Origin of the sequence: Roseovarius sp. MBR-78 (genome assembly GCF_040547535.1) — a bacterium.
In the GTDB taxonomy this organism is placed as follows: Bacteria; Pseudomonadota; Alphaproteobacteria; order Rhodobacterales; family Rhodobacteraceae; genus Roseovarius.
Map to the genome: position 1 here is coordinate 53,521 of NZ_JBEPPX010000010.1, position 23,582 is coordinate 77,102.

Sequence of the window (23,582 nt, forward strand, 5' to 3'; positions counted from 1 at the left end):
ATCGCACGATCTACACGAATGTGACCGCGCGATCAGCCCTTCGCGCGCCCGGCAAGCAGCGTGCCACGCGTGATCGCCACGATGGCAATCACCGTCAGCGTCCAGAAAAACCACGTGATCGGCCCGCGCAGCAATATCTCGGGGCTGCCGCCCGACATGAGCATGGCCTGGCGGAAATTATCCTCGAGCAACGGCCCGAGGATAAAGGCGATAAGGAACGGGGCCGCCGGGATTTGATAGCGCATCATGGCAAACCCGACCCAGCCCATGACGAACATCACGCCCACGTCGAAAATGTTGTTGTTGACCGCGAAAACGCCATAGATGCACAGCACCAGAACCATCGGCATCAGGATGCGCTTGGGGATATCGGCCACCGGGCGAAACCCGCGAATCGCCAGTCCGCCGACGATGAACAATATCCCCGAGGACAGGATCAGCCCGATGAACAGACCATAGATGATATCGACATTGAGCACGAACATCATCGGCCCCGGTTGCAGCCCGTGCACCATGAACGCCCCGATGATGATCGCCGTGATGACATCGCCGGGCACGCCCAGCGCCAGCAGAGGGATGAGCGTCGCCCCCGCCACGCCGTTATTGCCCGCCTCTGAGGCGGCGACGCCCTCGATCTCGCCCTTGCCGAAATTGGCCTTGTTGGGCGATTTGCGCCGCGCCTCGGAATAGCTGAGAAACGCCGCCGGGGCCGCCCCGATACCGGGGATAGAGCCGAGGAAAACGCCGATGAAACTGCCCCGCAGGATCGAGCGGAAACAGCGTTTGTATTCCGCGAAAGTCACCCATTTGCTACCCAGCTTCTGCACCTTGCCCATATGGCCGGTCGGGTGCCAGACCATGTTGATGACCTCGGGGATTGCGAAAAGCCCGATCAGAACGGCAATGAAATTCAGCCCCCCCATCAGGTTCGGATCGCCGAAGGTGAAGCGGTTGGTGCCATAGACCAGATCAAGGCCGATGGTCGCCAAGAGCAGCCCCAAAAGCGCCGACAGAGCGCCGCGCAACAGGCTATCGCCTGACACGCCCGCGATGATCGTGAGCGAAAAGAGGATCAGCGCGAAAAATTCCGGCGGCCCGAAGCTGAGCGCAAAGGACGCGAGGAACCCGGCAAAGAAGATCAACGACAGGTTCGAGACGAAATCCGCCGTGCACGACGCCCAGAGCGCCATGCCGAGCGCCCGCCCCGCCTCGCCACGCTCTGCCATCGGGTGGCCGTCAAGGATCGTGGCCGAGGATGCGGGCGTGCCCGGCGTCTTGATCAGAATCGCCGGGATCGAGCCGCCGAAAATGCCGCCCTTGTAGACACCCAGCAGCAACAGGATACCGTTGATCGCCTCCATCGGAAAGGTGAAGGGCAGCGCCAGCGCCACCGCCATCGTCGCCGATATGCCGGGGATCGCGCCCCCCACCACGCCGATCACGATGCCTATGGCCAGCGACAACAGCGCCTCCCAGTTGCCGACAAGGCCCAGCCCGGCCATCACGCTGTCATAAAGGCTCATGGCAGGCGCACCAACTCGCCTTGCGGAATGGCGACGCTCGCCACATGCGCGAAAAAGGCGTAGAGGATCAGCGGCACGATGACGGCGCAGACCACCGCCGTGGCCGGGTGTCGCGTGCGCACCAGAAATGCCAGCGCCACGAAGGCCAGCATCGAAACCCAGACCATGCCGAGATAGGGCAGCGCCCAGAAGGTAACGGCCATCATCGCCGCGAACACCACCAGCCGAACCACCCCCGCGCCGGCATCGTCGATCGCCTCGTTGACCGGCCCGGCCTCCGGTGCCGCGCGCCAGCCCGCAACCACGAGGCCGAGCCCCACAAGCCCGGTCAACCCGCCAAGGATATAAGGCCAGAACAGCGGCGACAGCACGATATTGCGCACGTTGCTTGGCGATGACACCCAGTTCGGAATGGCGTGGATCACAAGAAACGCCGCCGCAAGGATCGCGCCGATCCCCAGCCGCAATTGCAGTGCCCGATGACTCACCCGCGCCCCTCCCGGCTCGTTGTTCATGCCTGTTGTTCAGACCTGTATCATGCCAGTGACCCGGCCGCCGCCTCTCCCGCCGCAGCCGGGCATCTTACGCCTCAGCCTTCGATGCGCATCCCCAGCTTGTCAACCAGCGCGCGGAAGGTGTCATATTGCGTCTGGATAAACTCGTTGGCCTCTTCGGGGCTCATCACCTTGATGACAGAGCCGCGCGCCGTCATCTGCTCGACGAATTTCTCGTCGCCCGCGGCCTCAGCCATCCATTCCCCCCATTTCGCCGCCACCGCGTCGGGCAGGTCATCGGGCCCGGCAATGCCGGTCCAGCCGACAAGCTGTTGCAAGTCCGGCTTGCCGAGGCTGCTGGCCGAGGGCACGTCGAAACCGGGCACCGGCGCATCGGTGGTCACCATCAGCGGCTTGAGCTGCCCGTTCGCCACGAAACTCGCCAGCGCCGAGGTGTTGGTGCACAGAAACGTTGCCGTGCCATTGAGCACCGCCGTCGCCGCCGCACCACCGCCCTTTTGCGGGATATGCGTGGCCTTCTCCAGCGGGTTCTTGACGCCGAATTCATCGAGAACGAACACCGCCGCCAGGTGCAGCATCGAGCCGACACCCGAAGAGCTGTAGCTGGTGCCCTCGCTCTCGGTCAGCGCCACCAGATCCTCCATGCTCTCGATGCCGGAATCGGGGCGCACGGCGCAGGCCACCGGGTTGATCTCGTAGACCGTGACAAAGCGGAAATCATCGAGCGAATAGGGCAGCGTCGCCTTCATCGCCGGGTTCACGGTATGCGAGCCGACGCGCGCGAAGAGCATGGTATAGCCATCCGGCTTGGCGTTCTGCACCGCGACAGAGCCGGTCGCGCCGCCCGCGCCGGTGATATTGGACATCACAAGCGTGCCGCCCACGGCAGTGCCCAGCGGCTCGGCGATGGTGCGCGCGGAAATGTCGGTGGCACCGCCCGCGCCATAGGGAATGACCATGTTGATCGGGCGTTCGGGATATTCGGCAAGCGCGGGTGACGCCGCCAGCGAGAGCGCGAAAAGCCCCGCAGTTCCGATGGTCTTGATGTTCATCTTTCCCTCCTGTCTGGATGACGTGATTGCACGGACAGTATCAGGCGCGGGCGATCAGGCAATCGCGAAGCCAGCCCGCGCATGGAACACACCATGCGTTTTCAGCCGGTTTCATGGAAAAATCCTATCGCCGTCACCGCTGTGCCTCCCAACACGCCCGATGCCTTGCTTGTGCTTGGGAAACGATATACGTAAAATTTACTTGAGATAAGCAATGTTGTGTTACACTCACTGTTAGCTTCCCTTACAGATGCCGCCCATGTCCATCCGTCGCCTGCGCACGCTCATCGCCGTCCACGATCACCGGACCTTCAGCGCTGCGGCGGATGCGGTGCATGTCACCCATGCCGCCGTCAGCCAGCAAATGCGCAGCCTGGAGGAGGAATGGGGCGTCGCGCTTTTTGATCGCTCCCGCCGCACGCCCGATCTTACCCCGGTGGGCCGCGCCCTCGTCGCCCGCGCGCGCGAGATCCTGCGCGCCTATGACGGGCTTGTGCCCTCGGTGACGGGCGACGAGGGCTTTGCCGGGGAAATCTCGCTTGGCGCGGTGCCGATGACGCTTACCGGTCTCACACCGCTCTCGGTGCGGCTTCTCAAGGCGCGCTATCCCGGCCTGCATGTGCGCGTGGTGCCCGGCATGACCACGGCCCTCATCGCCGAGGTCGAGCGCGGGGCGCTCGATTGCGCAATCCTGTCGCGGCAGGCACCGTTGCCACCGGGGATCGACCATGCCGATATCGCCCGCGAGCCGATGGAGCTTCTGGCCCCCGAGGATACCACCGGCGACGATGTGCGCGCGCTTCTGGCGGTCCATCCCTTCATCCGCTTCAGCCGCGACGCGGTGGTGGGCGGGCTGATCGACGGCTGGCTGCGCGAGCAGGCCATCGCCGTCGATGTGACGATGGAATTGCAGGGGCTGGAGGCCATTTCCAGCATGGTTCTCGCCGGGCTTGGCGTGTCGATCGTGCCCGCGCGCTGCGTGCGTGGCGCAAGCCCGCTGCCGCTGCGCCGCCTGCCCCTGCCCGAAGGCGCGCCGGTGCGGCAGTTGACGCTGGCGCATCGCCGCGACAACCCCCGCCTGCGGGTGATCGAGGCGATCCACACCGCGCTTCTCGGGGCGGTCGAGATCGGTATCTTCCGCCCGGTCACAGCCGCATGAGCGCCGAGACCATCGCCCTTGTCATCGCCGGTGCCGCGGCGGGCGGCCTCATCAACGGGCTTGCCGGGTTCGGCACGGCGCTTTTCGCGCTGGGGTTCTTTCTCAACGTCATGCCGCCGGTGCAGGCGGTGGCGGTGGTGGTGGTGCTCTCGGCGCTCACCGGGTTGCAGGGGCTTTGGATCGTGCGCCACGCCATCGGCACCAACAAGCGGCGCCTGGCGCGGTTTCTCCTCCCCGGCGTGCTGGGCATCCCCCTGGGTGTGCTGGCGCTATCGTTTCTCGACGCGCGCAGCCTCAAACTGGGGGTCGCGGGGTTTCTCATCCTCTATGGCGGCTATTTCAGCCTGCGCACCCGCCTGCCCCGCTTCACCCGCCCCACCCCGGTGCTCGATATGCTCGTGGGCCTCGCGGGTGGCGTGCTCGGCGGTGCGGCGTCGCTCTCGGGGGCGCTGCCGATGATGTGGTGCGCCCTGCGCCCCTGGCCCAAGGCCGAAACGCGGGCGGTGTTGCAGCCGTTCAACGTCACGGTGCTGGCGCTCACGGCGGCGGCGCTGGCATTCAAGGGTGCCTATACGCGCGAAACGCTGCTCTATATCGCGCTGGCGCTGCCGGTCTCGATCATCGCCGCGCAGGCGGGGATCGCGATCTTTCGCCGCCTGCCGGATGCCGCCTTTCGCCGCCTGCTGATCGCGATGACGCTGATCTCGGGCACGGTGCTCATGCTGCGCGAGATGCTCTGACGGCGCGGCCCGCGCGCCTCACCAATCCATCACCACCTTGCCCGAATTACCCGAGATCATCGCGGCAAACCCCGCCTCGAAATCGTCGATCCCGATCCGGTGGGTTATCAGGCCCGACAGATCGAGGCCCGATTGCACCAGCGCGATCATCTTGTACCAGGTCTCGAACATCTCGCGGCCATAGATGCCCTTGATATGCAGCATCTTGAAGATCACCGCGTTCCAGTCCACCGCGAATTCCGTCGGCGCAATCCCCAGAAGCGCCAGCTTGCCGCCATTGTTGAGCCGCGCGATCATCTGCTGCATCGCCGCCGACGCGCCTGACATCTCGAGGCCCACATCGAACCCCTCGGTCATGCCGATCTCTGCCATCACGTCATGCAACTGCTGATTGGCCACATCGACCACATGCTGCACCCCCATCCGCCGCGCCAGATCGAGGCGGTAGGGGTTGATATCGGTGATCACCACCTTGCGCGCGCCCACCTTCTGCGCCACCAGCGCGCCCATGATGCCAATGGGCCCCGCGCCCGTCACCAGCACATCCTCGCCCACCAGATCAAAGCTGAGCGCGGTATGCACGGCATTGCCGAACGGGTCGAAAATCGCCGCGATCTCATCGGGGATATCGTCGGGGATCGGCACCACGTTCATCTCGGGAATGCAGACATATTCGGCAAAAGAGCCGGGCCGGTGCACGCCGACACCGCGCGTATTGCGGCACAGATGCCCCCGCCCCGCGCGGCAATTCCGGCAGGTGCCGCAGACGATATGCCCCTCGCCCGAGACCCGCTGCCCGATCCGGTATTTCACCGCCGCAGGCCCCGTATCGACGATCTCGCCCACGAATTCGTGCCCGACCACCATCGGCACCGGCACTGTCTTGGCGCTGAACTCGTCCCATTTCCAGATATGCACATCGGTGCCGCAAATCGCGGATTTCTTCACCTTGATCAGCACATCCGACGGCCCCGGCTCAGGCACCGGTACATGCTCCATCCAAAGCCCCGGCTCCGCGCGGGCCTTGACCAGCGCCTTCATTTCATTCCGCATCAGATCACTCCCAATTCCCGGCCCACGGCCTCGAATGCCCCAATCGCCCGGTCGAGCATGTCACGGCTCAGCGCCGCGCTCATCTGCGTGCGGATACGGTCCTGCCCTTTCGGCACCACCGGAAAGCTGAACGCCGTCACGTAAACGCCCCGCTCGCCCAGCCGCTTGGCCATCTCCTGCGCCAGCTTCGGGTCGCGCAGCATCACCGGGATGATCGCATGTTCCCCCGGCAGCAACTCAAACCCGAGCGCGCCCATCCGCTCGCGGAAATACGCGGCATTGTCCCAGAGCCGCGCGCGCCGCGCCTCTCCATCCTCCAGCAGGTCGAACACCTTGAGCGACGCCCCCGCAATCACCGGTGCCAGCGTGTTGGAAAAGAGATAAGGCCGCGAGCGTTGCCGCAGCCAGTCCACAACCTTTGCGCTCGCCGCCGTATAGCCGCCCGACGCGCCGCCCAGCGCCTTGCCCAGCGTGCCGGTCAGGATATCCACCCGATCCATCACCCCAAACCGCTCCGGCGTGCCGCGCCCGGTCTCGCCCACGAACCCGGTGGCGTGGCAATCATCCACCATCACCATCGCGTCATAGCGTTCCGCCAGATCGCAGATTTCATCGAGCGGCGCGTAAAACCCGTCCATCGAAAACACGCCATCGGTGGCGATCAGCCGGTGCCGCGCGCCTTCCGCCTCGCGCAGGCACCGCTCCAGATCGGCCATGTCGCGATTGGCATAGCGATAACGCGCGGCCTTGCAGAGCCGCACCCCGTCAATGATGCTGGCATGGTTCAGGCTGTCGGAAATGATCGCATCCTCCGGCCCCAGAATCGTCTCGAACAACCCTGTATTGGCGTCAAACGCCGCAGCATAAAGGATCGCATCCTCCTTACCCAGAAACCCGGCAATCCGCGCCTCAAGCTCCTTGTGCTCCTCCTGCGTCCCGCAAATGAACCGCACCGAGGCCATGCCGAACCCGTAGCGATCCAGCGCCCCATGCGCCGCCGCGATGATCTCGGGATGATCCGCCAACCCCAGATAATTGTTGGCACACAGGTTAACCACCTCGCGCCCATCCGCCAGCCGCACCTCGCCCGCCTGCATCGAGGCAATCACCCGCTCCACCTTGTAAAGCCCGTCCTCGCGCAGGCCCTCAAGCCGCCCCGCAATATCCGCGTCAAACCGATCCGCCGCACCCATGATCCGCTCCTTCATCTTGCCCCAAATATTCCGGGGGGTCGCCCACCGGGCGACGGGGGCAGCGCCCCCTCATCCCGCCGCAACGCGCGGCCGCCCCCCTGCCTCTACCACGATCGCGGCCTCGATAAACACCCGCCGCCCCTCGGCCTCGGCCTCTTTCAGCTCGCGCCGCACCGCGATCTGCACATCGACGGCCCCCGCCGCCTCTGCCTCATCCCGCGCCTCGGCACTCAAAACCGCCTCCAACGCCACCATCGCGGCCTCGGCATCAGAGAAATCCTCCGGCCCGTTTTCCAGATGCGCGCGATAGCGGCCCTCGGCGGGCACGCTCACCACGCCCGCGCGCCGGATCACCACCCGGCCCACCACCGCGCCGATGGCATTGGCCACGCCGCCATGCTCGGGCAGGATCATCTCGCATCCCAGCCGCGCCCCCACCGCGCCATAATAGCTCGCCGCCGAGGCTCCAAGCCCCACCACCGGCACGTTGAGGCCCGCCTCGATCCGCACCAGCCCGCGATGCGGCCCAAGGCCCCGCTGCATCAGCACATGCCCCGCCAGCACCTCCGGCGGCAGGTCGAAATCCGCCTCCTCCTCGGCAAAGCCCACCTCCAAGAGCGCCAGCGCGGTCTGATGCGTCAGCCGCTCCACGATCATCGCCGCCAGCGCCTCGGGCCCCTCGGCCAGCCGCTCGCCCGATCCCACGCGCCTGCGCGCCAGCAGGTCCAGCGCCAGCCGCGCGGCCTCACCGTCCCATACCGCGACCTTGCCCAGCACATGGGCGGCATCCGACGGCGTGACGCCCGCCAACTGCACCAGCCCGCGCCGCACCAAACGGGCAAGCGCGCCGTGATCCATCCGGTTGCGCAGCACCGCGCCCAGCGGCCACACCTCAGCCCCAATCCGCGCCAGCAGCATGGCCTCCCGCTCGGCCAATCCGCCCGCCTCCATCCCCGGCACGGCGCGCACGAACCGTGCATCCATCTCGCTTGGGGCCGCCGCGCGCGCCTGCGCCTCCAACGCCTCATGCACCACCTCGCGCGCCTCGAGCGCCATCAGGCTCACCGGCACAAGCCGCCGCGGCCCAAGCCGCAGCCCGCCCCCCAGCCCCTCGGCCAGATGCACCTCGCTATCGCCACCAAGACCAAAGGTGCGCATCGCCACCGCCTCGACCATCGTGCGCCACGGGCCAACGCGCGCCCCCTCGGGATCAATGGCAGGCCGCCCATCCCGGAGCACCGCCACATCCGTCGTCGTCCCGCCGATATCCGAGACCAGCGCGTGCCCCGCCCCGGTCAGCCAGCGCGCGCCCACAATGCTCGCCGCAGGCCCGCTCAGGATCGTCTCGATGGGCCGCGCCCGCGCCTGATCCGCCGAAATCAGCGCCCCGTCGCCGCGCACCACCATCAGGGGCGCGGTGATACCCAGATCGCGCAGCTTGCCCTCGGCGCGATCAATCAACCGCGCGATCATCCCCACCAGCCGCGCATTCAAAAGCGCCGTCAACGCCCGCTTCGGCCCGCCCAACTTGGCCGAGAGGTGATGCGACAGGCTCACCGGCTTGCCCGTCACCTCGCGGATGATCGCGGCGGCGCGCAACTCATGCGCCGGATTGCGCGTGGCAAAAAGCGCGGCCACCGCATAGGCCTCGGCCCCCGTGCCCGCCGCCAGCCAGCCGCGCAAGGCCGCCTCGTCCAGCGCCGCCGCCTCGGCACCCGCATGGCCATGCCCGCCCGCAATCACCAGCGCCGGATCACCGCCCAGCGCCTCGCGCAGCCCGTGCGTGGCCAGATCCGCCTCGCGAAACCCGATATAGACCAGCCCCGCGCGCCCGCCCTGCCCCTCCACAAGCGCATTGGTCGCCAGCGTGGTCGAAAGCGATGCCAGCCCGATCTCGCCCGCCACCGCCCCGCTTGCTGCCAGCACGGCGGCCACCGCCTCGCCGATCCCGATGGCCAGGTCGTGCCGCGTGGTCAGCGCCTTGGCGCTCGCCACCACCTCTGCCTCGTCGCGCATGAGCACGGCATCGGTATAGGTGCCGCCCGTATCCACCCCCAAAAGCAATGCCATCCGCGCGCGCCCTCCATGCCTCGCCGCGCATAGCCCATAGCGGCGCGCCTATGCCAGCCCGTTTGCGTCACGATCCAGTCGCATCACGGCCCATCGCGCCGCATCCGCCACCGCCGCATCCGCATCCTCGCATAATCCCTGCGCCACCGCCCGCAATCCCGGCTCACCGGAATTGCCAATGGCATAAAGCACGTTTCGCACGAACCGGTCCCGCCCGATCCGCTTGATCGGAGAGCCGGAGAACCGCGCCCGGAATCCGGCATCATCGAGCACCGACAGATCCGCCAGCTTTGGTGCCAGCAGATCGTCGCGCGCGGCATATTTCACCTCCCGCGCCTCGACCGCGAACTTGTTCCACGGGCACACCGCCAGGCAATCGTCGCAGCCGTAAATCCGATTTCCCAGACCGGGCCGCAAATCCTCGTCCACCGGCCCCTTATGCTCGATCGTCAGATAGGAAATGCAGCGCCGCGCATCGAGTTGATAGGGCGCGGGAAAGGCATCTGTGGGGCAGACATCCAGACAGGCCCGGCACGACCCGCAATGATCCACTTCCGCCGTATCAGTGTCTAATTCCAGCGTGGTGAACACCGACCCGATAAAGAACCAGCTCCCCAGATCGCGGCTCACCAGATTGGTATGCTTGCCCTGCCACCCGAGCCCCGCCGCCTGCCCCAGCGGCTTTTCCGGCACCGGCGCGGTATCGACAAACACCTTCACCTCGCCGCCCGCGCCGTCGATGAGCCACCGTGCCAGCCGCTTCAGCCGCTTCTTGACCGTGTCATGATAGTCTCTGTTACGGGCATAAACGGAGATATTGCCCCGATCCCGCCGCGCCAGCCCCGCCAGCGGGTCCGCCTCGGGCGTATAGCTCTCGCCCAGCACGATCACCGTGCGCGCCTCGGGCCACAGAACCTCCGGTGCGCCCCGCCAATGGGCGCGCTCCTCCATCCAGCCCATCTGCCCGTGCCGCCCCGCATCCAGAAACGCCGCCAGCCGCGCGGGCACATGGCCCACATCCCACGGCCTGCACAGCCGACAGGCATCGAACCCCTCCTCAAGGGCGCGTGCCACCAGTCTCTGTTTCAGCCCTGTTTTCATGTTGCCAAAAATATTCCGGGGGAGTCGCCGCCCCGCGGCGACGGGGGCAGCGCCCCCGGTCTAGAAATCCAGATCGGCATAATGCGCGGGCGGCGGGAATCCCGGCACCTGATCGGCCAGCAAGCCCCGGAACGCAGGGCGCGACTTGATCTTGGCATACCAATCCTTCACCGCCTCCGAGCGATGCCAATCCACATCCGAGATGTAATCCAGCACCGACAGATGCGCGGCGGCGGCGAAATCCGCCAGCGTCATCACATCGCCCGCCAGCCAGCGGCGATGATCCAGCAAAAGCGCCATGTAATCGAGGTGGAACTTGATCGCCCGCGCCCCGTCCTTGACATTGCGGCTATCGGGAAATCCCTGCTTCATCAGCTTCTTGTTGACCCGCTCATAAAGCAGCTTGGCGGTCACCTGATGGTGGAACGTGTCATCGAACCACCCCACCAGCCGCCGCACCTCAAAGCGCGCCTCGGCTCCTCGCGGCATCAGGGGCGGCGTCGGGTGGCGCTCCTCGATATATTCGCAGATCGCGGCGCTTTCGCTCAGGTCGCGGCCATCCATGCGCAGCACCGGCACCTTGCCCGCCGGGTTGCGGCGCAGGAAATCGGGGTCGCGCTCCCAATAGCGCTCCTCGACCAGTTCGCACTCGATCCGCTTTTCGGCAAGGCACAGCCGCACCTTGCGGCAAAACGGCGAGAGCGGAACGTGATAGAGCCGGGCCATCGTCAGGGCTACCTCGGGTTGGGGAACGCGCCCCTCCATGCCCGCTTTGGCCACCGGATTCAATCCTCGAAACAGGCGGCGCGCCCGTCACGCGCGATGGTCGCCGCCCCGTCCATGATCGCCGCCGCGCGCTCGCGCAGCGCCGCCGAGGGCCGCGCCGCCGAGCGCCCCTTGGGATCGGGCAGCACGGCGGCAAGCCGCGCGGCCTGCACCGCGCTTAGCTCTGCGGCGGTGACGCCGAAATAATGCCACGCCGCCGCCTCGACACCGAACACGCCCTCGTCGAATTCCGCCTGGTTGAGATAGATTTCCAAAATGCGCCGCTTGGGCAGGGCCGCCTCCACCAGCGGCGTGATCGCGGCCTCCAGCGCCTTGCGCGCCCAGCTTCGCCCATGCCAGAGCCAGACATTTTTCACCACCTGCTGGCTGATGGTCGAGGCCCCGCGCCCCGATCCTTCGGCAATCGCCACGCGAATGGCGGCCATGTCAAACCCCCAATGCTGGCAGAAATTGGCATCCTCTGCAGCCACCGCCGCGCGCGCCATCACCGGCGCGATCCGCGCCATCGGCACCGGCTTTTGCGCGATCATGCCCAGCCGCCGCCCCTCTTGCCAGGTATAGATCGTCACCGGCGGATCGACCCAGCGATAGGCCAGCAGGCTCAGCCCCAGAGCACCCACAATCACCAGCGCCGCGCGCCACAGCCACCGCCAGAACGCGCGCCGCAGCGCCTGCGCCGGTCTCTTGCCCTTTTTCTTTGCGCGCCGTCCCCGTGCCATGACCCAGCTATACAAGCCCGAACCGCGCGGCAAAACCGCTTAGACGCGGCCCGCGCATCTTCTTGGTGAAAATACCCGACACACCCCGCTCGGACAGCGCGGCCCGCAGCCGCCCCTACTCGGGCCGCCTGAGGCTGAAGGTCTCCCTAACCACGGCGTAATCCATGTAGCCCAGCCGCGAGAGCGGGTTGAACCGGGTCACGTCAAAGCGGCCATCGACAAGGCAGGCGTCGTCCATATGCACGCCCATGACCTCGCCGAAAACGGCGAAATTGGCCTCGCCCGCAAGCTGTACGATCTGTGTCAGGCGGCATTCGAGCGCAGCGGGGCTGGCGGCGACGCGGGCGCAGTCGATGGTCTCGCAGGCGGCCTTTTCCAGCCCGGCATCGGCGAATTCATCCACCTCGCGGCCCCACGGCCCCGAGCTGCGGTTCATCGCATCGGTCAGCGCCTCGCTCACCACGTTGACGCAGAACACGCCGGTTTGCCGAATATTGGCGACGCTGTCCTTGGTGCCGTCGCGGTCGGGCTTGGTCGCGGTCGAGGCAAACATCACCTGCGGCGGCACATAGGCCACCGCGTTGAAAAACGAATAGGGCGCAAGATTGTCGTGGCCGTCGCTGTCACGGGTGGAAATCCAGCCGATGGGGCGCGGCGTGACGATGGCGTTGAACGGGTTGTGCGGCAGGCCGTGGCCATCCTCGGGGCGGTAGAACATGGGCATCTCCTTGGCGTGGTGATCGGGTTTGTGCAAGCGGTAACGCCGTGCTACGCGGCCTTCCAGTCAATTCTCGCGACGGGGCGGCGTGTCATGGTCGAGCTTGGGCCCGAGAGGCCGGAGGATCGGTGGGAGGTCGAGGCGCTTTACGACCTGTGCTTTGCACCGGGGCGCGAGGCGCTGTCCTCCTACCGGCTGCGCGACGGGGTGGCCCCGGTCGCCGATCTGTGCCTCGTGGCGCGCGAGGCGGGCATCATCGCGGGGGCGATCCGCTATTGGCCGGTGCGGGTGGGCGCAGCAGAGGCGCTGCTTCTGGGGCCGGTCGCGGTGCACCCCACCCATCAGGGCGAGGGGTTGGGTGCCTGGCTCATCCGCGAGAGCGTGGAGCGCGCGCGCGCGCTTGGCTGGGCGCGGGTGATGCTGGTCGGGGATGCGCCCTATTACGCGCGATTCGGCTTTGAGCGGCTGGCAGGCGTCGAAATGCCGCCACCGACCAACCCGGCGCGGGTGCTGGGGCTGGCGCTGGTGCCCGGTGCCTGGGACGGGGTCGCGGGCGCGGTCACGCGGGCGGCTTGAAATCGGGCGCGCGCGCGGTAATCTCTTGACGACAGTCTGGAGGCGGGCGGCATGGAACTTCTCGGACGGCCCATCGACGAGCCTGCGGTGAATGCGCGGCTCGATGCGCTGGTGGCGCGCAATGCGCGCGCCAGCGGCGGCGTGATGGAGGTGCTGAACCTCATCGGCACGCAGGCCGAGGGGCTGCTGGACCGCCTGCCGCCCGAAGCACGCACCCGCATCGGAACGGTGACCGAGCGCGCGCTCCACCACGCGGCAGAGGCGGCGCACGGCACCCGCGCCTCGGTGCCCGATCTGCCGGGCTGGCGCGCGCGTTTTTTGACCACGGCGATGGGGGCGGCGGGCGGCATGGGCGGCCTGCCCACGGCGCTGGCCGAATTGCCGGTGACGGTGACGGTGCTGATGCGCGCCATTCAGGATGTGGCGGGCGATCACGGGTTCGATCCATCCGAGCCGGGCGTGCGGTTCGATTCGATCGCGGTTTTCGGCAGCGCGGGGCCATTGGCGAGTGATGACGGGGCCAATCTCGGCCTGATCGGCACGCGGGTGACGCTGACCGGGGCTGCGCTGCGGGCGCTGATTGCGCGGGTGGCCCCGCGGCTGGCAACGGTGCTGGGGCAAAAACTTGCGGCGCAGACCGTGCCGGTTCTGGGGGCGGCGGCGGGGGCGGCCACCAACTACGCCTATACCCGATATTATCAGGACATGGCGCATGTCCATTTCGGCCTGCGCCGCCTCGCCATCGACGCGGATCGCGACATGGACGAAATGGTGGCGGCGTTCCGTGAGCGGGCGGACGAGGGGCGCATCACGCGCGGCTAAGGCACCTACTGCAAATCCGCGAACGCCACCTGAAGCCGCTCCACCGCCTCGGCCACCCGCGCGCGCGGGGTGGCGATGTTGAAGCGCAGGAAGTCCTCGCCGCCGGTGCCGAAGGTGGGCCCGTGATTGACGCAGATCCGCGCCTCGCGCTCCACCCGGCGAGTGAACTCGGCGCGGTCCATGCCTGTCCCTGAGAAATCGACCCAGGCCAGATATGTCGCCTCCAGCGGCATCGACCGCAGGCCCGGAATGGCGTTCACGCCCGCATCAAAAAGCGCGCGATTGCCGTCGAGATAGGCGCAAAGCGCATCGACCCAGGCCGCGCCTTCGGGCGAATAGGCGGCTTCGGCCATCACGAGGCCAAACGAGTTGGGCGACACCCCGAGCGCCGCCATCCGCGCGGCGAAGCGCGCGCGCAAGCCCTCGTCGTGAATGATGACATTGCCGGTATGCCCGCCCGCTATGTTGAAGGTCTTGGTGGTCGCGGTCATCATCACCAGACGGTCGGCGATCCCGTCGATATGCGCCATAGCGATATGGCGCTGGCCGGGCATCAGCAGATCGTGGTGAATCTCATCCGAGACAAGGATCAGGTCATGCCGCCGCGCGAACTCGGCCACGCCCTCCAACTCGGCGCGCGTCCAGACGCGCCCGCCGGGATTGTGCGGCGAACACAGGATCAGCATACGCTCATTGCCGGTCATCAACCCGTCATAGGCCTCGAAATCCATCTCGTAGCGGCCCGCGTTATTGACCAGCGGACATTCCCGCACCTCGCGCCCCGCCGCTTTGATCACGCGGGCAAAGGCGTGGTAGACGGGGGTAAAGATCACCACGGCATCGCCCGGCGCGGTGAACGCATCGACGCAAAGCCCGGTGCCATTGACCAGCCCATGCGTGGTGAATATCGCCCCCGGCTCCACCTGCCAGCCATGCCGTTCGGCCATCCACCACTGAATCGCGGCGCGATAGCCCGCATCGTCGCCGTAATAGCCGTAAATCCCGTGATCGGTCATGCCGCGCAGCGCCTCGGTGATGCAGGCGGGCGGGCGGAAATCCATATCGGCCACCCACATCGCGATCCCGTCCTCGGGAGAGATTCCGTATTTGGCCTGCATCATGTCCCATTTGTCGGAATGGGTGCCGCGGCGGTCGATGATCTCGTCGAAATTCATGGGGCTCTCCTTGGGGTATTGCCCCGCAGGCTAGACGAATGCGCGCCGGGCGCAAGACCGTTGCGGATCATGCGTCGATCCCCTAAATCAAGCGCCATGAAACGCCCTATCCTCATCCACCCCGATCCGCGCCTCAAGAAGGTCTGCGCACCGGTGACCGAGATCACCGACGATCTGCGCAGGCTGTCGCAGGATATGCTTGAGACGATGTATGACGCGCCGGGCATTGGCCTCGCCGCGCCGCAGGTGGGGGTGCTCACGCGGCTCATCGTGCTCGATTGCGTCAAGGCCGAGGGCGAGGCCCCGCGCCCGCTGGTGATGATAAACCCCGAGGTGGTGGCGGCCTCGGATGAAACCAATGTCTATGAAGAGGGGTGCCTCTCGATCCCAGAGCAATTCGCCGAGGTGACGCGACCCGCCGAGGTGGAATTGCGCTGGACCGACGCGGAGGGTGCCGAGCATCGCGAGGGGTTCGGCGGTCTCTGGGCGACCTGCGTTCAGCACGAGATCGACCATCTCAACGGCAAGCTCTTCATCGACTATCTGGGCGCGATGCGGCGGCAGATGATCACCCGCCGCATGGTCAAGCTCAAGCGCGAGCAGGCCCGCGCGTGAGGGCGGTTCTGCGCTGGCCCGATGCGCGGCTGCGCATGGCCGCCGCGCCGGTGGATGCGATCACGGATGAGACCCGCGCAATCTGGTCCGAGATGATCGCGGTGATGGAGGCGATGCCGGGCGTGGGCCTTGCGGCGGTGCAGCTTGGCGTGATGCAGGCGCTTGCCGTCGTCGATGCCAGCGAGGCGCGCGGCCAAGTTGTGCGCATGGCCAACCCTGAAGTGCTGCACGCCAGCGTGCAGTTGCGCGAACACGAGGAGGCAAGCCCCTGCCTGCCCGGCGTCTCGGCGATGGTGGCGCGACCGCGCGCGGTGACGGTGCGGTTCCTCAACGCGGATGGCGCGACCGAAGAGCGCGATTTCGTTGGCCTCTGGGCGACATCTGTGCAGCACCAGATCGACCATTTGCAGGGGCGGATGTATTTCGACAGGCTGAGCCGCGTGAAACGCGACATGCTGCTGCGGCGGGCGCGCAAAGCGGGCTGAGGGCCGTGCCCGTGGCTCGCGTGTGATTTGGATATTTTTTGCAGGATGAAGGGGGGGACGATGCGCGTGATCTTCATGGGAACGCCCGAGTTCTCGGTGCCGGTGCTCGATGCGCTGGTGGCTGCCGGGCACGAGGTGGCCGCCGTCTATTGCCAGCCGCCGCGCCCGGCAGGTCGTGGCAAGAAGGATCGCCCCAGCCCGGTACAGGCGCGCGCCGAGGCGCTTGGCCTGCCGGTGCGCCATCCGGTGAGTCTCAAGGGGGCGGAGGCGCAGGCGGAATTCGCCGCGCTTGAGGCCGATGTGGCGGTGGTGGTGGCCTATGGCCTCATCCTGCCGCAGGCGGTGCTGGATGCGCCGCGCCGGGGCTGTCTCAACATCCATGCCTCGCTCTTGCCGCGCTGGCGCGGGGCCGCGCCGATTCATCGCGCAATCATGGCCGGGGATGCCGAGACGGGCGTGTGCATCATGCAGATGGAGGCGGGGCTTGATACCGGGCCGGTGCTGCTGCGCGAGGCGGTGGCGATTGGCGCAGAAGAGACGACGGGGCAGTTGCATGACCGGCTGTCAGGCTTGGGCGCGCGGCTGATCGTCGAGGCGCTGGCGCGGCTGGACGGCCTGACGCCTGAGCCGCAGCCCGAGGCGGGCGTCACCTATGCCGCCAAGATCGACAAGGCCGAGGCACGGGTGGACTGGTGCCGCCCGGCGGAGGAGGTGGACCGGTTGATCCGGGGCCTGTCGCCCTTTCCCGGCGCGTGGTGCATGGCGGGGGCAGAGCGGGTCAAGCTGCTTGCCTCGCGCGTGGCTGACGGGCAAGGCGCGCCGGGCGAGGTGCTGGACGACGCGGCGACGGTGGCCTGCGGGCAGGGCGCGGTGCGGCTTTTGCGCTTGCAACGCGCGGGCCGCGCGGCGCAGGATACCCGCGAATTCCTGCGCGGCATGGCATGGCCGCGCGGCACCCGATTGGAGTGACGCGATGTTCCTGCAACTCTTCGGCACGGTGGTGATCGCAGGAATCGTCGGCTATGCCAGCGAGAAAAGCGGTTTTACCCGCAACGGATACCTGCCCTCGATCATCATCTGCGTCGGCGGCGCGTTCTTGTTTTACTTCATCCGCATCATGTTCGGCATCCGTTTCGGCGCGCCAGGGGTGGATGCGATCCTGTCCTCGATTGGTGCGCTCATCATTGTGCCGACGCATTGGCGCAAGCGGAGGTAGCGGATGGGCGTGGTTTATCTCATCATGATCGGTGCGGCGGCGGGGTTTCTGGCCACCCGGCTGATGCGGATCGAGGCCGGTGTGGTGCAGACCGTGATGATCGGCATCGCGGGCGCGCTCATCGGCGGGGTGGTGATCCGGGTGCTGCTGATGGTGACGGGGCTTTTGGGCGGGCTGATTGGCGCGGTGCTGGGATCGCTGTTGCTGATCTGGCTTTACCAGGTCTATCTGGGGCGCAAATAGGCTCGACCACAGAAGGCGGCTCTCCAACGGCAGGTGTGATCTCTGGACGGTCTAGAAGCTGAAGATATCGCCGATATTTTCAATGATCGCGACGAGCAGGATCACCCCGGCGACCAACAGCGCGATCCACCAGACAAATTGAAAGACAATCGCCGCGACACCAAGGCTTGTTGCATAAACCGGATAGCGCCAGTTCTCGCGCAGGAGACCGGAGACAAGGGAAAGCACCACGGCCATCACGCCGAAAACCGGTGCGGCCATCGCGACGTAATTCCAGATCGAAACAGGTGCGGGGTCTGGTTCAGGTTTGGGAAATCCCAAAAACGACAGCCAGGCGGACCGCTTGATCTCGCCAGCGATCGTGCCGATTTGCGAGGCGGCAGAGGGCTTGGCTTCAAATGTCGGGCCGATGAATTGAGCGAAAACAAGTATAAGAGCCGTTGCGCCGGCCATCACGGCCCAGAACCCCCATTTCATGAGAAACCTGGGAGCGTCTTGCATGGGTGGTTCGATGTGCTGTTCCATGGCAAAGAAGAAACCATGGAAACTCGACAAAACTGTGACGTAAATTCGGGTTATGCGGTGGTTGCTGTTCCCGCGCTCACATCCGGGGTGGGCGCGGGCGATAGACCGGCAAGCGCCACCCGAAGGCGAGCGAACCTGCGCGCAACGCCCATGTGAGCACCGCGCAAGTGGCGAGGATCACCAGCGGCTCGGCCCCGAGGCGCGCGGCGACCACCGCACCAAGCGCACCCGCAAAGGCCGCCGAGACATAAAGCTCTCCCTGTTTCAGCACCAGGGGCACCTCGCCCACCACCACGTCGCGCATGAGGCCCCCCATACAGCCGGTAACCATGCCCATCAGCACCACGATCACGGGGGCCTGCCCCATCGCCATCGCAGCGCTGACGCCTGCGGGCACGGCGACGGCGAGCGCGAAACTGTCGAGCCACAAGAGCCATCGATAGCGGCTCTCGACCAGATGCGCGGTGACAAAAACCAGCAGGGCGGCGGCGCAGGCAATCAGGATATAGTTCGGATTGCCCAGCCAGAACACCGGGTTGCGATCCAAAAGCACATCGCGCAACGTGCCGCCACCCACCGCCGTCAGGCAGGCGACAAAGCCAAAACCCACGATATCAAGTTGGCGGCGCGAGGCGACAAGCGCGCCGGTCAGCGCGAATATCAGCACCGAGGCATAATCGAGCAGGGCGAGCGCCGTCATGGCTTGCCCGGCTTGAACGGGGCCATGCCCGCGCGCGCAAGCTCGTCCGCGCGCTCATTCTCAGGGTGACCCGCATGGCCCTTGACCCATTGCCATGTCACTTGGTGGCGGGCCTGCGCCTCATCGAGGCGTTGCCACAACTCGACATTCTTCACCGGCTTTTTCGCTGCGGTTTTCCAGCCGTTGCGCTTCCATCCGTGCATCCAGCCGGTGATGCCGTTCTTCACATAGGCGCTGTCGGTGACGATGGTGATGGAAGAGGGTTTCGACAGCGCCTCCAACGCATGAATGGCAGCCAAAAGCTCCATCCGGTTGTTGGTGGTCTGCGCCTCGCCGCCCGACAACGCGCGTTCCTTGACGATCGCGCCGCCCTCCATCGCGCGCATCAGCACGCCCCAGCCGCCGGGGCCGGGATTGCCCGAACAGGCCCCGTCGGTATAGGCGAAAAGCTCAAGCATCGAGGCCGACATAACCGTCAAGGGCCGCGATGCGCCCCAACCAGTCGCGCAGCGCTGGGAAGGGGGCAAGATCGAAGCCGCCATGCGTGTCCGCCGTATGGGTATAGGCGTAAAGGCACAGGTCCGCGAGGCTGACATGCCCCCCGACCAGCCAGTCGCGCCCGCTCAGGTGATCTTCCATGACCTTCAGCAGGGCATGGCCGCTTGTCAGCAACTCGGCCAGCCGCTCGGGCGTGGCCTGTGCCTTGCGGTGCGGATATTTGAGCAGCGCCGCGCGCACGGCGATCACGCCCTCATGCTGGTTCTGCTCCCAGAACATCCACGACAGCATCCGCGCCTGTTCCAGCGCGCCCAAAGGCACAAAGCGCGTGCCCTGTCCCAGCCAGAAAAGGATCGCATTCGATTCCGGCAATAGCGTGCCGTCGCCAAGCTCCAGCACCGGGGCCTTGCCAAAAGGCAGACGGCCCTCCGCCTTGGCGCGGGTGAGAGATTCCCATTCGTATTCGACGTCGATTGTGTCGACCGTCCTGCCCAAAAGCGCCAGCAGCAGCCGCACCTTGTAGCTGTTGCCCGAGGAGGGCATGGAATAGAGTTTGAGATCGGTCATGGTGTGGTCCTCAGACAAAGACGCCGGTGCCAGGTCACGCGATCACCGCCGCGCTGAAAAGGTGCCATAGCGTCATCGGTTGCGTATCGAATCCGGTTAAAAAAGCATTACCAGTCTGTCTTGTCCGGGCAGAGACGCCCGGCGTTTGGCGGTTCACGATTTTGCCCTGCCCGCGATCATTCGGCAAGCGCGGCGAGATAGCTGCCATACTCATTCTTGGCAAAGGCTTGGGCGCGGGCGCGCAGCGCGTCGGCGTCGATCCAGCCCGCGCGAAAGGCGATCTCGTCGGGCGAGCCGACCTGCAAACCCTGCCGCTCGGTCAGGGTGCGCACGAAATTGCCCGCATCCAGCAGGCTGCCATGCGTGCCGGTATCGAGCCAAGCAAACCCGCGCCCCATTTGCTGCACATTGAGCGCGCCCTCGCGCAGGTAGCTCTCCAGAAGCGTAGTGATCTCCAACTCGCCGCGCGCCGAGGGGGTGACGGCGCGCGCGCGCGCGGGCGCGGTGCCATCAAGGAAGTAAAGCCCGGTGACCGCGTAATTCGACGGAGGCACCGGCGGTTTCTCGACGATGCTGCGCGCCCGGCCCGCGTCGTCGAAATCCACAACGCCATAGCGTTCGGGGTCCACCACGCGGTAGCCGAACACCGTGCCGCCGGTCTCGGACGCGTCGGCGGCGGCGAGCATCTCGGGCAGGCCGTGGCCGAAAAACACGTTGTCGCCCAGCACCATCGCGGACGGTGCCCCATCGAGAAAATCCTCGGCGAGCAGATAGGCCTGCGCAAGACCATCGGGCGAGGGCTGTTCGATATAGGTGAACGAAAGCCCCCATTGCCCGCCATCGCCCATCAGCCGCTTGAATTGGTCCTGATCCTGCGGCGTGGTGATGATCGCGGTCTCGCGGATGCCCGCCAGCATCAGAACCGACAGCGGGTAATAGATCATCGGCTTGTCATAAAGCGGCAAAAGCTGTTTCGAGACCGCGATGGTCACCGGATAAAGCCGCGTGCCGGACCCGCCTGCGAGGATGATACCCTTGCGTTTCGTCATCGTGAAATCTCTCCAAGCTCTGTCAGGATGTCGCGCAGCCCCGCGCGCCAGTCGGGCGGGGCAAGGCCGAATGCGGCCTGCGTTTCGGTGCAGTCGAGCCGCGAATTGAGCGGTCGCCGCGCCGGGGTGGGATAGGCGGTGGTCGGGATATCCTCGACCGTGCAGGCGATGCCCGCCATCTCGAATATGGCGCGGGCGAACCCGGCCCATGATGTCTCGGGCGTGCCCGCGAAATGGTAGGTGCCGGTGAGGCCGGGATCGGCGCGCAGGCGGGCTGCGACGCTCAGGCAGGCATCGGCCAGCGCGCTTGCGGGCGTCGGCCCGCCGATCTGATCGGCAACCACGCGCAGGGTGTTACGGTCGCGCCCGAGCCGCAGCATCGAGCGCACGAAATTGCTGCCATGCGCCGAAACCACCCAGGAGGTGCGCAGGATCGCATGATCCGCGCCGCTTGCGCGAATCGCCACCTCGCCCGCCAGCTTGCTGCGCCCATAGGCCCCGAGCGGGGCGGGCGCATCACCGGGCTGCCAGGGTGCGGTGCCTGCGCCGTCAAAGACGTAATCGGTCGAGACATGCACCAGCGGCACGCCAAGCCCGGCGCAGGCGGCGGCCATCGCGGCGGGGGCTGTGGCGTTGACCCGCGTGGCGCGGTCTTCGTCTTCTTCGGCGCGGTCCACGGCGGTGTAGGCGGCGGCGTTGATCACCGCGTCGGGGCCCGTGTCGCGAATGAGCGCAGCGCAGGTCTCGGGGGTCTCAAGATCGGCGCGGGCACGCCCGGCCATGTCGAGGTTGATACCGCCCGGCGCGCGGCGCGCCAGCTCGGTGGCAAGCTGCCCGGTGTCGCCGAAGACCAGAACTCTCATGCCGTGACACCCAGCCGCGTGCCAACCCCGTGGCGATCCAGCAGTGCCTGCCACCACGGCGCGTTGTCGAGATACCACGCGACCGTGCGGCGCAGCCCCTCCTCCACCGTCACCGAGGGCCGCCAACCAAGCTCGTCCCGGATACGCGCCGGATCAATCGCATAGCGCGCATCATGGCCGGGGCGGTCGGTGACAAAGGTGATCTGATCGGCATAGGAACCCGCCGGTTTGGGGCGCAGATCGTCGAGAATGGCGCACAGCGTCTGCACCAGGTCAAGGTTGGTCCGCTCGTTCTCGCCGCCGATATTGTAGCTGCGACCGACCGTGCCCTTTTCCACCACCAGAAGCAGCGCGTCGGCGTGATCCTCGACATAGAGCCAGTCGCGCACGTTGGAGCCGTCGCCATAGATGGGCAGCGGCTTGCCCGCGAGCGCGTTGAGGATCACCACCGGGATGAGCTTTTCGGGGAAATGATAGGGGCCGTAATTGTTGGAGCAGTTGGTCAGCACCACCGGCAGGCCGTAGGTCTCGAACCAGGCGCGCACCAGGTGATCCGAGGCGGCCTTGGAGGCCGAATAGGGGCTGCGCGGATCATAGGGCGTGTCTTCGGTGAACTTGCCCTTTGGGCCAAGCGAGCCGAACACCTCGTCGGTGGAGATATGGTGAAAACGAAAACTGTCCGGCCTGCCCGTCCGGGTCCAGTGGGCACGCGCGGCCTCGAGCATGTTGTAGGTGCCGGTGATGTTGGTCTCGACAAAGGTGCCGGGGCCGTCGATGGAGCGATCGACATGGCTCTCGGCGGCAAGGTGCATCACCGCATCCGGCGCATGGGCGGCGAATATGCAGTCAAGCGCGGCGCGGTCGCGGATATCGGCGTGCTCGAAGGTGTAAAGCGGGCTATCGGCCACCCCGGCCACGTTTTCCGGGCAGGCTGCATAGGTGAGCGCGTCGAGATTGACCACCTCGTGCCCGCGCGCGATGGCAAGCCGCACCACGGCCGAGCCGATAAAGCCGCAGCCTCCGGTGACAAGCAGTCGCATGGTCAGTCCTTCCAGTCGAATGGTGACTCGAATGCGGCGAAGGCGGGGGCGCGGGCGTCCTTTTCCGACAGGATCGCCGCCTTGCCGCCCAACCCCCAGTCGATGCCGAGATCGGGATCATCGAACCGCACCGCGCCGTCACACTCGGGCGCGTAGTAATCGCTGCATTTGTAGACGATCTCGGTATCCGGTTCGCGGGTGACGAAACCGTGCAGGAACCCCGCGGGGATGAGCAACTGCCGCCCGTTGTCAAAGCTGAGCTCAACCCCGAACCAGCGCCCGAATGCCGGGCTGCCGCGCCGGATATCCACCGCCACGTCAAAGAGCCGCCCTCGCCCGCAGCGCACCAGCTTGGCCTGCGCGTGGGGCGGGGCCTGATAATGCAGCCCGCGCACCGTGCCCGCCTGCGCCGAGAGCGAATGATTGTCCTGCACGAAGTCGATGTCGAACCCGGCATCGGCCATCCGCGTCCTGTTCCAGCTTTCGCTGAAAAATCCCCGGTCGTCGCCGAACCTGTCAGGGGTCAGCACGACAAGGCCGGCAAGGGGCGTGGTTTCGATCTTCATGCCTGCTCCAATA

29 protein-coding genes are annotated in these 23,582 nt (G+C 66.4%); 9 read left to right on the forward strand and 20 right to left on the reverse strand.

Features of this window, described 5'->3' with window-relative positions:
• Nucleotides 1–32: 32 nt before the first annotated feature.
• The 3 genes from ABIE58_RS10085 to ABIE58_RS10095 all read right to left on the reverse strand — a co-directional run bounded on the left by ABIE58_RS10085 (nucleotide 33) and on the right by ABIE58_RS10095 (nucleotide 3,090).
• The gene (locus ABIE58_RS10085) at nucleotides 33–1,523 is read right to left on the reverse strand and encodes a tripartite tricarboxylate transporter permease (protein WP_354544581.1); all 1,491 of its coding nucleotides are present in this window, start codon (nucleotides 1,521–1,523) and stop codon (nucleotides 33–35) included.
• Nucleotides 1,520–2,011 carry a tripartite tricarboxylate transporter TctB family protein gene (locus ABIE58_RS10090; protein ID WP_354544582.1) on the reverse strand — a complete coding sequence of 164 codons (492 nt, stop codon included), beginning with the start codon at nucleotides 2,009–2,011 and terminating at the stop codon, nucleotides 1,520–1,522. The genes ABIE58_RS10085 and ABIE58_RS10090 overlap by 4 nt, the downstream gene beginning before the upstream one ends.
• Nucleotides 2,012–2,112: 101 nt before the next feature.
• Complete coding sequence (locus tag ABIE58_RS10095; protein ID WP_354544583.1) at nucleotides 2,113–3,090, reverse strand: Bug family tripartite tricarboxylate transporter substrate binding protein; 978 nt, start codon at nucleotides 3,088–3,090, stop codon at nucleotides 2,113–2,115.
• A gap of 259 nt (nucleotides 3,091–3,349) precedes the next feature.
• Between ABIE58_RS10095 and ABIE58_RS10100 the strand changes: the two genes are divergently transcribed.
• Both ABIE58_RS10100 and ABIE58_RS10105 read left to right on the forward strand, forming a co-directional pair.
• Nucleotides 3,350–4,249 carry a LysR family transcriptional regulator gene (locus ABIE58_RS10100; protein WP_354544584.1) on the forward strand — a complete coding sequence of 300 codons (900 nt, stop codon included), beginning with the start codon at nucleotides 3,350–3,352 and terminating at the stop codon, nucleotides 4,247–4,249.
• Nucleotides 4,246–4,989 (forward strand): sulfite exporter TauE/SafE family protein, encoded by a 744-nt coding sequence (locus ABIE58_RS10105; protein WP_354544585.1) that lies wholly within the window; start codon nucleotides 4,246–4,248, stop codon nucleotides 4,987–4,989. The genes ABIE58_RS10100 and ABIE58_RS10105 overlap by 4 nt, the downstream gene beginning before the upstream one ends.
• An 18-nt stretch (nucleotides 4,990–5,007) precedes the next feature.
• On the opposite strand, the gene tdh is transcribed toward ABIE58_RS10105, so the two are convergent.
• The 7 genes from tdh to ABIE58_RS10140 all read right to left on the reverse strand — a co-directional run bounded on the left by tdh (nucleotide 5,008) and on the right by ABIE58_RS10140 (nucleotide 12,629).
• Complete coding sequence (gene tdh / locus ABIE58_RS10110; RefSeq protein WP_354544664.1) at nucleotides 5,008–6,030, reverse strand: L-threonine 3-dehydrogenase; 1,023 nt, start codon at nucleotides 6,028–6,030, stop codon at nucleotides 5,008–5,010.
• An 11-nt stretch (nucleotides 6,031–6,041) separates the two neighbouring features.
• A complete protein-coding gene (locus tag ABIE58_RS10115; protein WP_354544586.1) occupies nucleotides 6,042–7,235 on the reverse strand; it encodes a glycine C-acetyltransferase in 1,194 nt (397 codons plus the stop codon).
• A gap of 69 nt (nucleotides 7,236–7,304) precedes the next feature.
• Nucleotides 7,305–9,305 (reverse strand): hydantoinase/oxoprolinase N-terminal domain-containing protein, encoded by a 2,001-nt coding sequence (locus ABIE58_RS10120; RefSeq protein WP_354544587.1) that lies wholly within the window; start codon nucleotides 9,303–9,305, stop codon nucleotides 7,305–7,307.
• Between the two features lie 48 nt (nucleotides 9,306–9,353).
• Nucleotides 9,354–10,406 carry a tRNA epoxyqueuosine(34) reductase QueG gene (gene queG, locus ABIE58_RS10125; protein WP_354544588.1) on the reverse strand — a complete coding sequence of 351 codons (1,053 nt, stop codon included), beginning with the start codon at nucleotides 10,404–10,406 and terminating at the stop codon, nucleotides 9,354–9,356.
• Nucleotides 10,407–10,466: 60 nt separating this feature from the next.
• Nucleotides 10,467–11,132 carry an FtsZ-binding protein FzlA gene (gene fzlA, locus ABIE58_RS10130; RefSeq protein ID WP_354544665.1) on the reverse strand — a complete coding sequence of 222 codons (666 nt, stop codon included), beginning with the start codon at nucleotides 11,130–11,132 and terminating at the stop codon, nucleotides 10,467–10,469.
• 59 nt (nucleotides 11,133–11,191) lie between these two features.
• Nucleotides 11,192–11,911, reverse strand: coding sequence for a monofunctional biosynthetic peptidoglycan transglycosylase (gene mtgA / locus ABIE58_RS10135; protein WP_354544589.1), 720 nt, complete (start codon nucleotides 11,909–11,911; stop codon nucleotides 11,192–11,194).
• A gap of 115 nt (nucleotides 11,912–12,026) precedes the next feature.
• Nucleotides 12,027–12,629 (reverse strand): flavin reductase family protein, encoded by a 603-nt coding sequence (locus tag ABIE58_RS10140; RefSeq protein WP_354544666.1) that lies wholly within the window; start codon nucleotides 12,627–12,629, stop codon nucleotides 12,027–12,029.
• Nucleotides 12,630–12,722: 93 nt separating this feature from the next.
• Here ABIE58_RS10140 and ABIE58_RS10145 point away from each other — a divergent pair, with 93 nt between their 5' ends.
• Together ABIE58_RS10145 and ABIE58_RS10150 are read left to right on the forward strand one after the other, a co-directional pair.
• Nucleotides 12,723–13,205, forward strand: coding sequence for a GNAT family N-acetyltransferase (locus ABIE58_RS10145; protein WP_354544590.1), 483 nt, complete (start codon nucleotides 12,723–12,725; stop codon nucleotides 13,203–13,205).
• Between the two features lie 51 nt (nucleotides 13,206–13,256).
• Nucleotides 13,257–14,027, forward strand: a complete 771-nt coding sequence (locus ABIE58_RS10150) for an EcsC family protein (RefSeq protein ID WP_354544591.1) — start codon at nucleotides 13,257–13,259, stop codon at nucleotides 14,025–14,027.
• Nucleotides 14,028–14,032: 5 nt separating this feature from the next.
• Here ABIE58_RS10150 and ABIE58_RS10155 read toward each other — a convergent pair whose 3' ends face one another.
• On the reverse strand, nucleotides 14,033–15,202 hold the full coding sequence (locus ABIE58_RS10155) for a MalY/PatB family protein (protein WP_354544592.1): 1,170 nt from the start codon (nucleotides 15,200–15,202) through the stop codon (nucleotides 14,033–14,035).
• Between the two features lie 96 nt (nucleotides 15,203–15,298).
• On the opposite strand from ABIE58_RS10155, the gene def (ABIE58_RS10160) reads away from it, so the two are divergent.
• Genes def (ABIE58_RS10160) through ABIE58_RS10180 form a run of 5 tightly spaced genes read left to right on the forward strand, consistent with a single transcriptional unit; the run spans nucleotide 15,299 to nucleotide 17,761 of the window.
• Nucleotides 15,299–15,817, forward strand: a complete 519-nt coding sequence (gene def, locus ABIE58_RS10160; RefSeq protein ID WP_354544593.1) for a peptide deformylase — start codon at nucleotides 15,299–15,301, stop codon at nucleotides 15,815–15,817.
• Complete coding sequence (def, locus tag ABIE58_RS10165) at nucleotides 15,814–16,302, forward strand: peptide deformylase (RefSeq protein ID WP_354544594.1); 489 nt, start codon at nucleotides 15,814–15,816, stop codon at nucleotides 16,300–16,302. Before def (ABIE58_RS10160) ends, def (ABIE58_RS10165) begins: the two co-directional genes overlap by 4 nt.
• Before the next feature lie 60 nt (nucleotides 16,303–16,362).
• The gene (gene fmt, locus ABIE58_RS10170; protein WP_354544595.1) at nucleotides 16,363–17,271 is read left to right on the forward strand and encodes a methionyl-tRNA formyltransferase; all 909 of its coding nucleotides are present in this window, start codon (nucleotides 16,363–16,365) and stop codon (nucleotides 17,269–17,271) included.
• Nucleotides 17,272–17,275: 4 nt separating this feature from the next.
• On the forward strand, nucleotides 17,276–17,518 hold the full coding sequence (locus tag ABIE58_RS10175) for a hypothetical protein (protein ID WP_354544596.1): 243 nt from the start codon (nucleotides 17,276–17,278) through the stop codon (nucleotides 17,516–17,518).
• A 3-nt stretch (nucleotides 17,519–17,521) separates the two neighbouring features.
• Nucleotides 17,522–17,761 (forward strand): GlsB/YeaQ/YmgE family stress response membrane protein, encoded by a 240-nt coding sequence (locus tag ABIE58_RS10180; protein WP_354544597.1) that lies wholly within the window; start codon nucleotides 17,522–17,524, stop codon nucleotides 17,759–17,761.
• Between the two features lie 51 nt (nucleotides 17,762–17,812).
• Here the strand turns inward: ABIE58_RS10180 and ABIE58_RS10185 are convergent, their stop codons facing one another.
• The 9 genes from ABIE58_RS10185 to rfbC all read right to left on the reverse strand — a co-directional run bounded on the left by ABIE58_RS10185 (nucleotide 17,813) and on the right by rfbC (nucleotide 23,569).
• Entirely contained in the window at nucleotides 17,813–18,238 is a 426-nt protein-coding gene (locus tag ABIE58_RS10185) for a hypothetical protein (protein ID WP_354544598.1), read from the reverse strand.
• Between the two features lie 124 nt (nucleotides 18,239–18,362).
• Nucleotides 18,363–18,986 (reverse strand): trimeric intracellular cation channel family protein, encoded by a 624-nt coding sequence (locus ABIE58_RS10190; RefSeq protein ID WP_354544599.1) that lies wholly within the window; start codon nucleotides 18,984–18,986, stop codon nucleotides 18,363–18,365.
• Nucleotides 18,983–19,444, reverse strand: coding sequence for a ribonuclease HI (gene rnhA, locus ABIE58_RS10195; protein WP_354544600.1), 462 nt, complete (start codon nucleotides 19,442–19,444; stop codon nucleotides 18,983–18,985). The genes ABIE58_RS10190 and rnhA overlap by 4 nt, the downstream gene beginning before the upstream one ends.
• A complete protein-coding gene (locus ABIE58_RS10200) occupies nucleotides 19,437–20,051 on the reverse strand; it encodes a glutathione S-transferase family protein (RefSeq protein WP_354544601.1) in 615 nt (204 codons plus the stop codon). The genes rnhA and ABIE58_RS10200 overlap by 8 nt, the downstream gene beginning before the upstream one ends.
• Before the next feature lie 34 nt (nucleotides 20,052–20,085).
• The gene (locus ABIE58_RS10205) at nucleotides 20,086–20,238 is read right to left on the reverse strand and encodes a hypothetical protein (RefSeq protein WP_354544602.1); all 153 of its coding nucleotides are present in this window, start codon (nucleotides 20,236–20,238) and stop codon (nucleotides 20,086–20,088) included.
• Nucleotides 20,228–21,100 carry a glucose-1-phosphate thymidylyltransferase RfbA gene (gene rfbA / locus ABIE58_RS10210; protein WP_354544603.1) on the reverse strand — a complete coding sequence of 291 codons (873 nt, stop codon included), beginning with the start codon at nucleotides 21,098–21,100 and terminating at the stop codon, nucleotides 20,228–20,230. Before rfbA ends, ABIE58_RS10205 begins: the two co-directional genes overlap by 11 nt.
• Entirely contained in the window at nucleotides 21,097–21,963 is an 867-nt protein-coding gene (rfbD, locus tag ABIE58_RS10215; protein ID WP_354544604.1) for a dTDP-4-dehydrorhamnose reductase, read from the reverse strand. Before rfbD ends, rfbA begins: the two co-directional genes overlap by 4 nt.
• Nucleotides 21,960–23,003, reverse strand: coding sequence for a dTDP-glucose 4,6-dehydratase (gene rfbB, locus ABIE58_RS10220; RefSeq protein WP_354544605.1), 1,044 nt, complete (start codon nucleotides 23,001–23,003; stop codon nucleotides 21,960–21,962). Before rfbB ends, rfbD begins: the two co-directional genes overlap by 4 nt.
• 2 nt (nucleotides 23,004–23,005) lie before the next feature.
• Entirely contained in the window at nucleotides 23,006–23,569 is a 564-nt protein-coding gene (gene rfbC, locus ABIE58_RS10225) for a dTDP-4-dehydrorhamnose 3,5-epimerase (RefSeq protein WP_354544606.1), read from the reverse strand.
• Nucleotides 23,570–23,582: the final 13 nt, after the last annotated feature.

Bases quoted from the DNA above. Each gene is read 5' to 3' on its own strand.
- ABIE58_RS10085 (WP_354544581.1), bottom strand. From the start codon at position 1,523: ATGAGCCTTTATGACAGCGTGATGGCCGGGCTGGGCCTTGTCGGCAAC.
- ABIE58_RS10095 (WP_354544583.1), bottom strand. From the start codon at position 3,090: ATGAACATCAAGACCATCGGAACTGCGGGGCTTTTCGCGCTCTCGCTG.
- ABIE58_RS10100 (WP_354544584.1), top strand. From the start codon at position 3,350: ATGTCCATCCGTCGCCTGCGCACGCTCATCGCCGTCCACGATCACCGG.
- ABIE58_RS10105 (WP_354544585.1), top strand. From the start codon at position 4,246: ATGAGCGCCGAGACCATCGCCCTTGTCATCGCCGGTGCCGCGGCGGGC.
- tdh (WP_354544664.1), bottom strand. From the start codon at position 6,030: ATGAAGGCGCTGGTCAAGGCCCGCGCGGAGCCGGGGCTTTGGATGGAG.
- ABIE58_RS10115 (WP_354544586.1), bottom strand. From the start codon at position 7,235: ATGGGTGCGGCGGATCGGTTTGACGCGGATATTGCGGGGCGGCTTGAG.
- ABIE58_RS10120 (WP_354544587.1), bottom strand. From the start codon at position 9,305: ATGGCATTGCTTTTGGGGGTGGATACGGGCGGCACCTATACCGATGCC.
- queG (WP_354544588.1), bottom strand. From the start codon at position 10,406: ATGAAAACAGGGCTGAAACAGAGACTGGTGGCACGCGCCCTTGAGGAG.
- fzlA (WP_354544665.1), bottom strand. From the start codon at position 11,132: ATGGCCCGGCTCTATCACGTTCCGCTCTCGCCGTTTTGCCGCAAGGTG.
- mtgA (WP_354544589.1), bottom strand. From the start codon at position 11,911: ATGGCACGGGGACGGCGCGCAAAGAAAAAGGGCAAGAGACCGGCGCAG.
- ABIE58_RS10140 (WP_354544666.1), bottom strand. From the start codon at position 12,629: ATGTTCTACCGCCCCGAGGATGGCCACGGCCTGCCGCACAACCCGTTC.
- ABIE58_RS10145 (WP_354544590.1), top strand. From the start codon at position 12,723: ATGGTCGAGCTTGGGCCCGAGAGGCCGGAGGATCGGTGGGAGGTCGAG.
- ABIE58_RS10150 (WP_354544591.1), top strand. From the start codon at position 13,257: ATGGAACTTCTCGGACGGCCCATCGACGAGCCTGCGGTGAATGCGCGG.
- ABIE58_RS10155 (WP_354544592.1), bottom strand. From the start codon at position 15,202: ATGAATTTCGACGAGATCATCGACCGCCGCGGCACCCATTCCGACAAA.
- def (WP_354544593.1), top strand. From the start codon at position 15,299: ATGAAACGCCCTATCCTCATCCACCCCGATCCGCGCCTCAAGAAGGTC.
- fmt (WP_354544595.1), top strand. From the start codon at position 16,363: ATGCGCGTGATCTTCATGGGAACGCCCGAGTTCTCGGTGCCGGTGCTC.
- ABIE58_RS10175 (WP_354544596.1), top strand. From the start codon at position 17,276: ATGTTCCTGCAACTCTTCGGCACGGTGGTGATCGCAGGAATCGTCGGC.
- ABIE58_RS10180 (WP_354544597.1), top strand. From the start codon at position 17,522: ATGGGCGTGGTTTATCTCATCATGATCGGTGCGGCGGCGGGGTTTCTG.
- ABIE58_RS10185 (WP_354544598.1), bottom strand. From the start codon at position 18,238: ATGAAATGGGGGTTCTGGGCCGTGATGGCCGGCGCAACGGCTCTTATA.
- ABIE58_RS10190 (WP_354544599.1), bottom strand. From the start codon at position 18,986: ATGACGGCGCTCGCCCTGCTCGATTATGCCTCGGTGCTGATATTCGCG.
- rnhA (WP_354544600.1), bottom strand. From the start codon at position 19,444: ATGCTTGAGCTTTTCGCCTATACCGACGGGGCCTGTTCGGGCAATCCC.
- ABIE58_RS10200 (WP_354544601.1), bottom strand. From the start codon at position 20,051: ATGACCGATCTCAAACTCTATTCCATGCCCTCCTCGGGCAACAGCTAC.
- rfbA (WP_354544603.1), bottom strand. From the start codon at position 21,100: ATGACGAAACGCAAGGGTATCATCCTCGCAGGCGGGTCCGGCACGCGG.
- rfbD (WP_354544604.1), bottom strand. From the start codon at position 21,963: ATGAGAGTTCTGGTCTTCGGCGACACCGGGCAGCTTGCCACCGAGCTG.
- rfbB (WP_354544605.1), bottom strand. From the start codon at position 23,003: ATGCGACTGCTTGTCACCGGAGGCTGCGGCTTTATCGGCTCGGCCGTG.
- rfbC (WP_354544606.1), bottom strand. From the start codon at position 23,569: ATGAAGATCGAAACCACGCCCCTTGCCGGCCTTGTCGTGCTGACCCCT.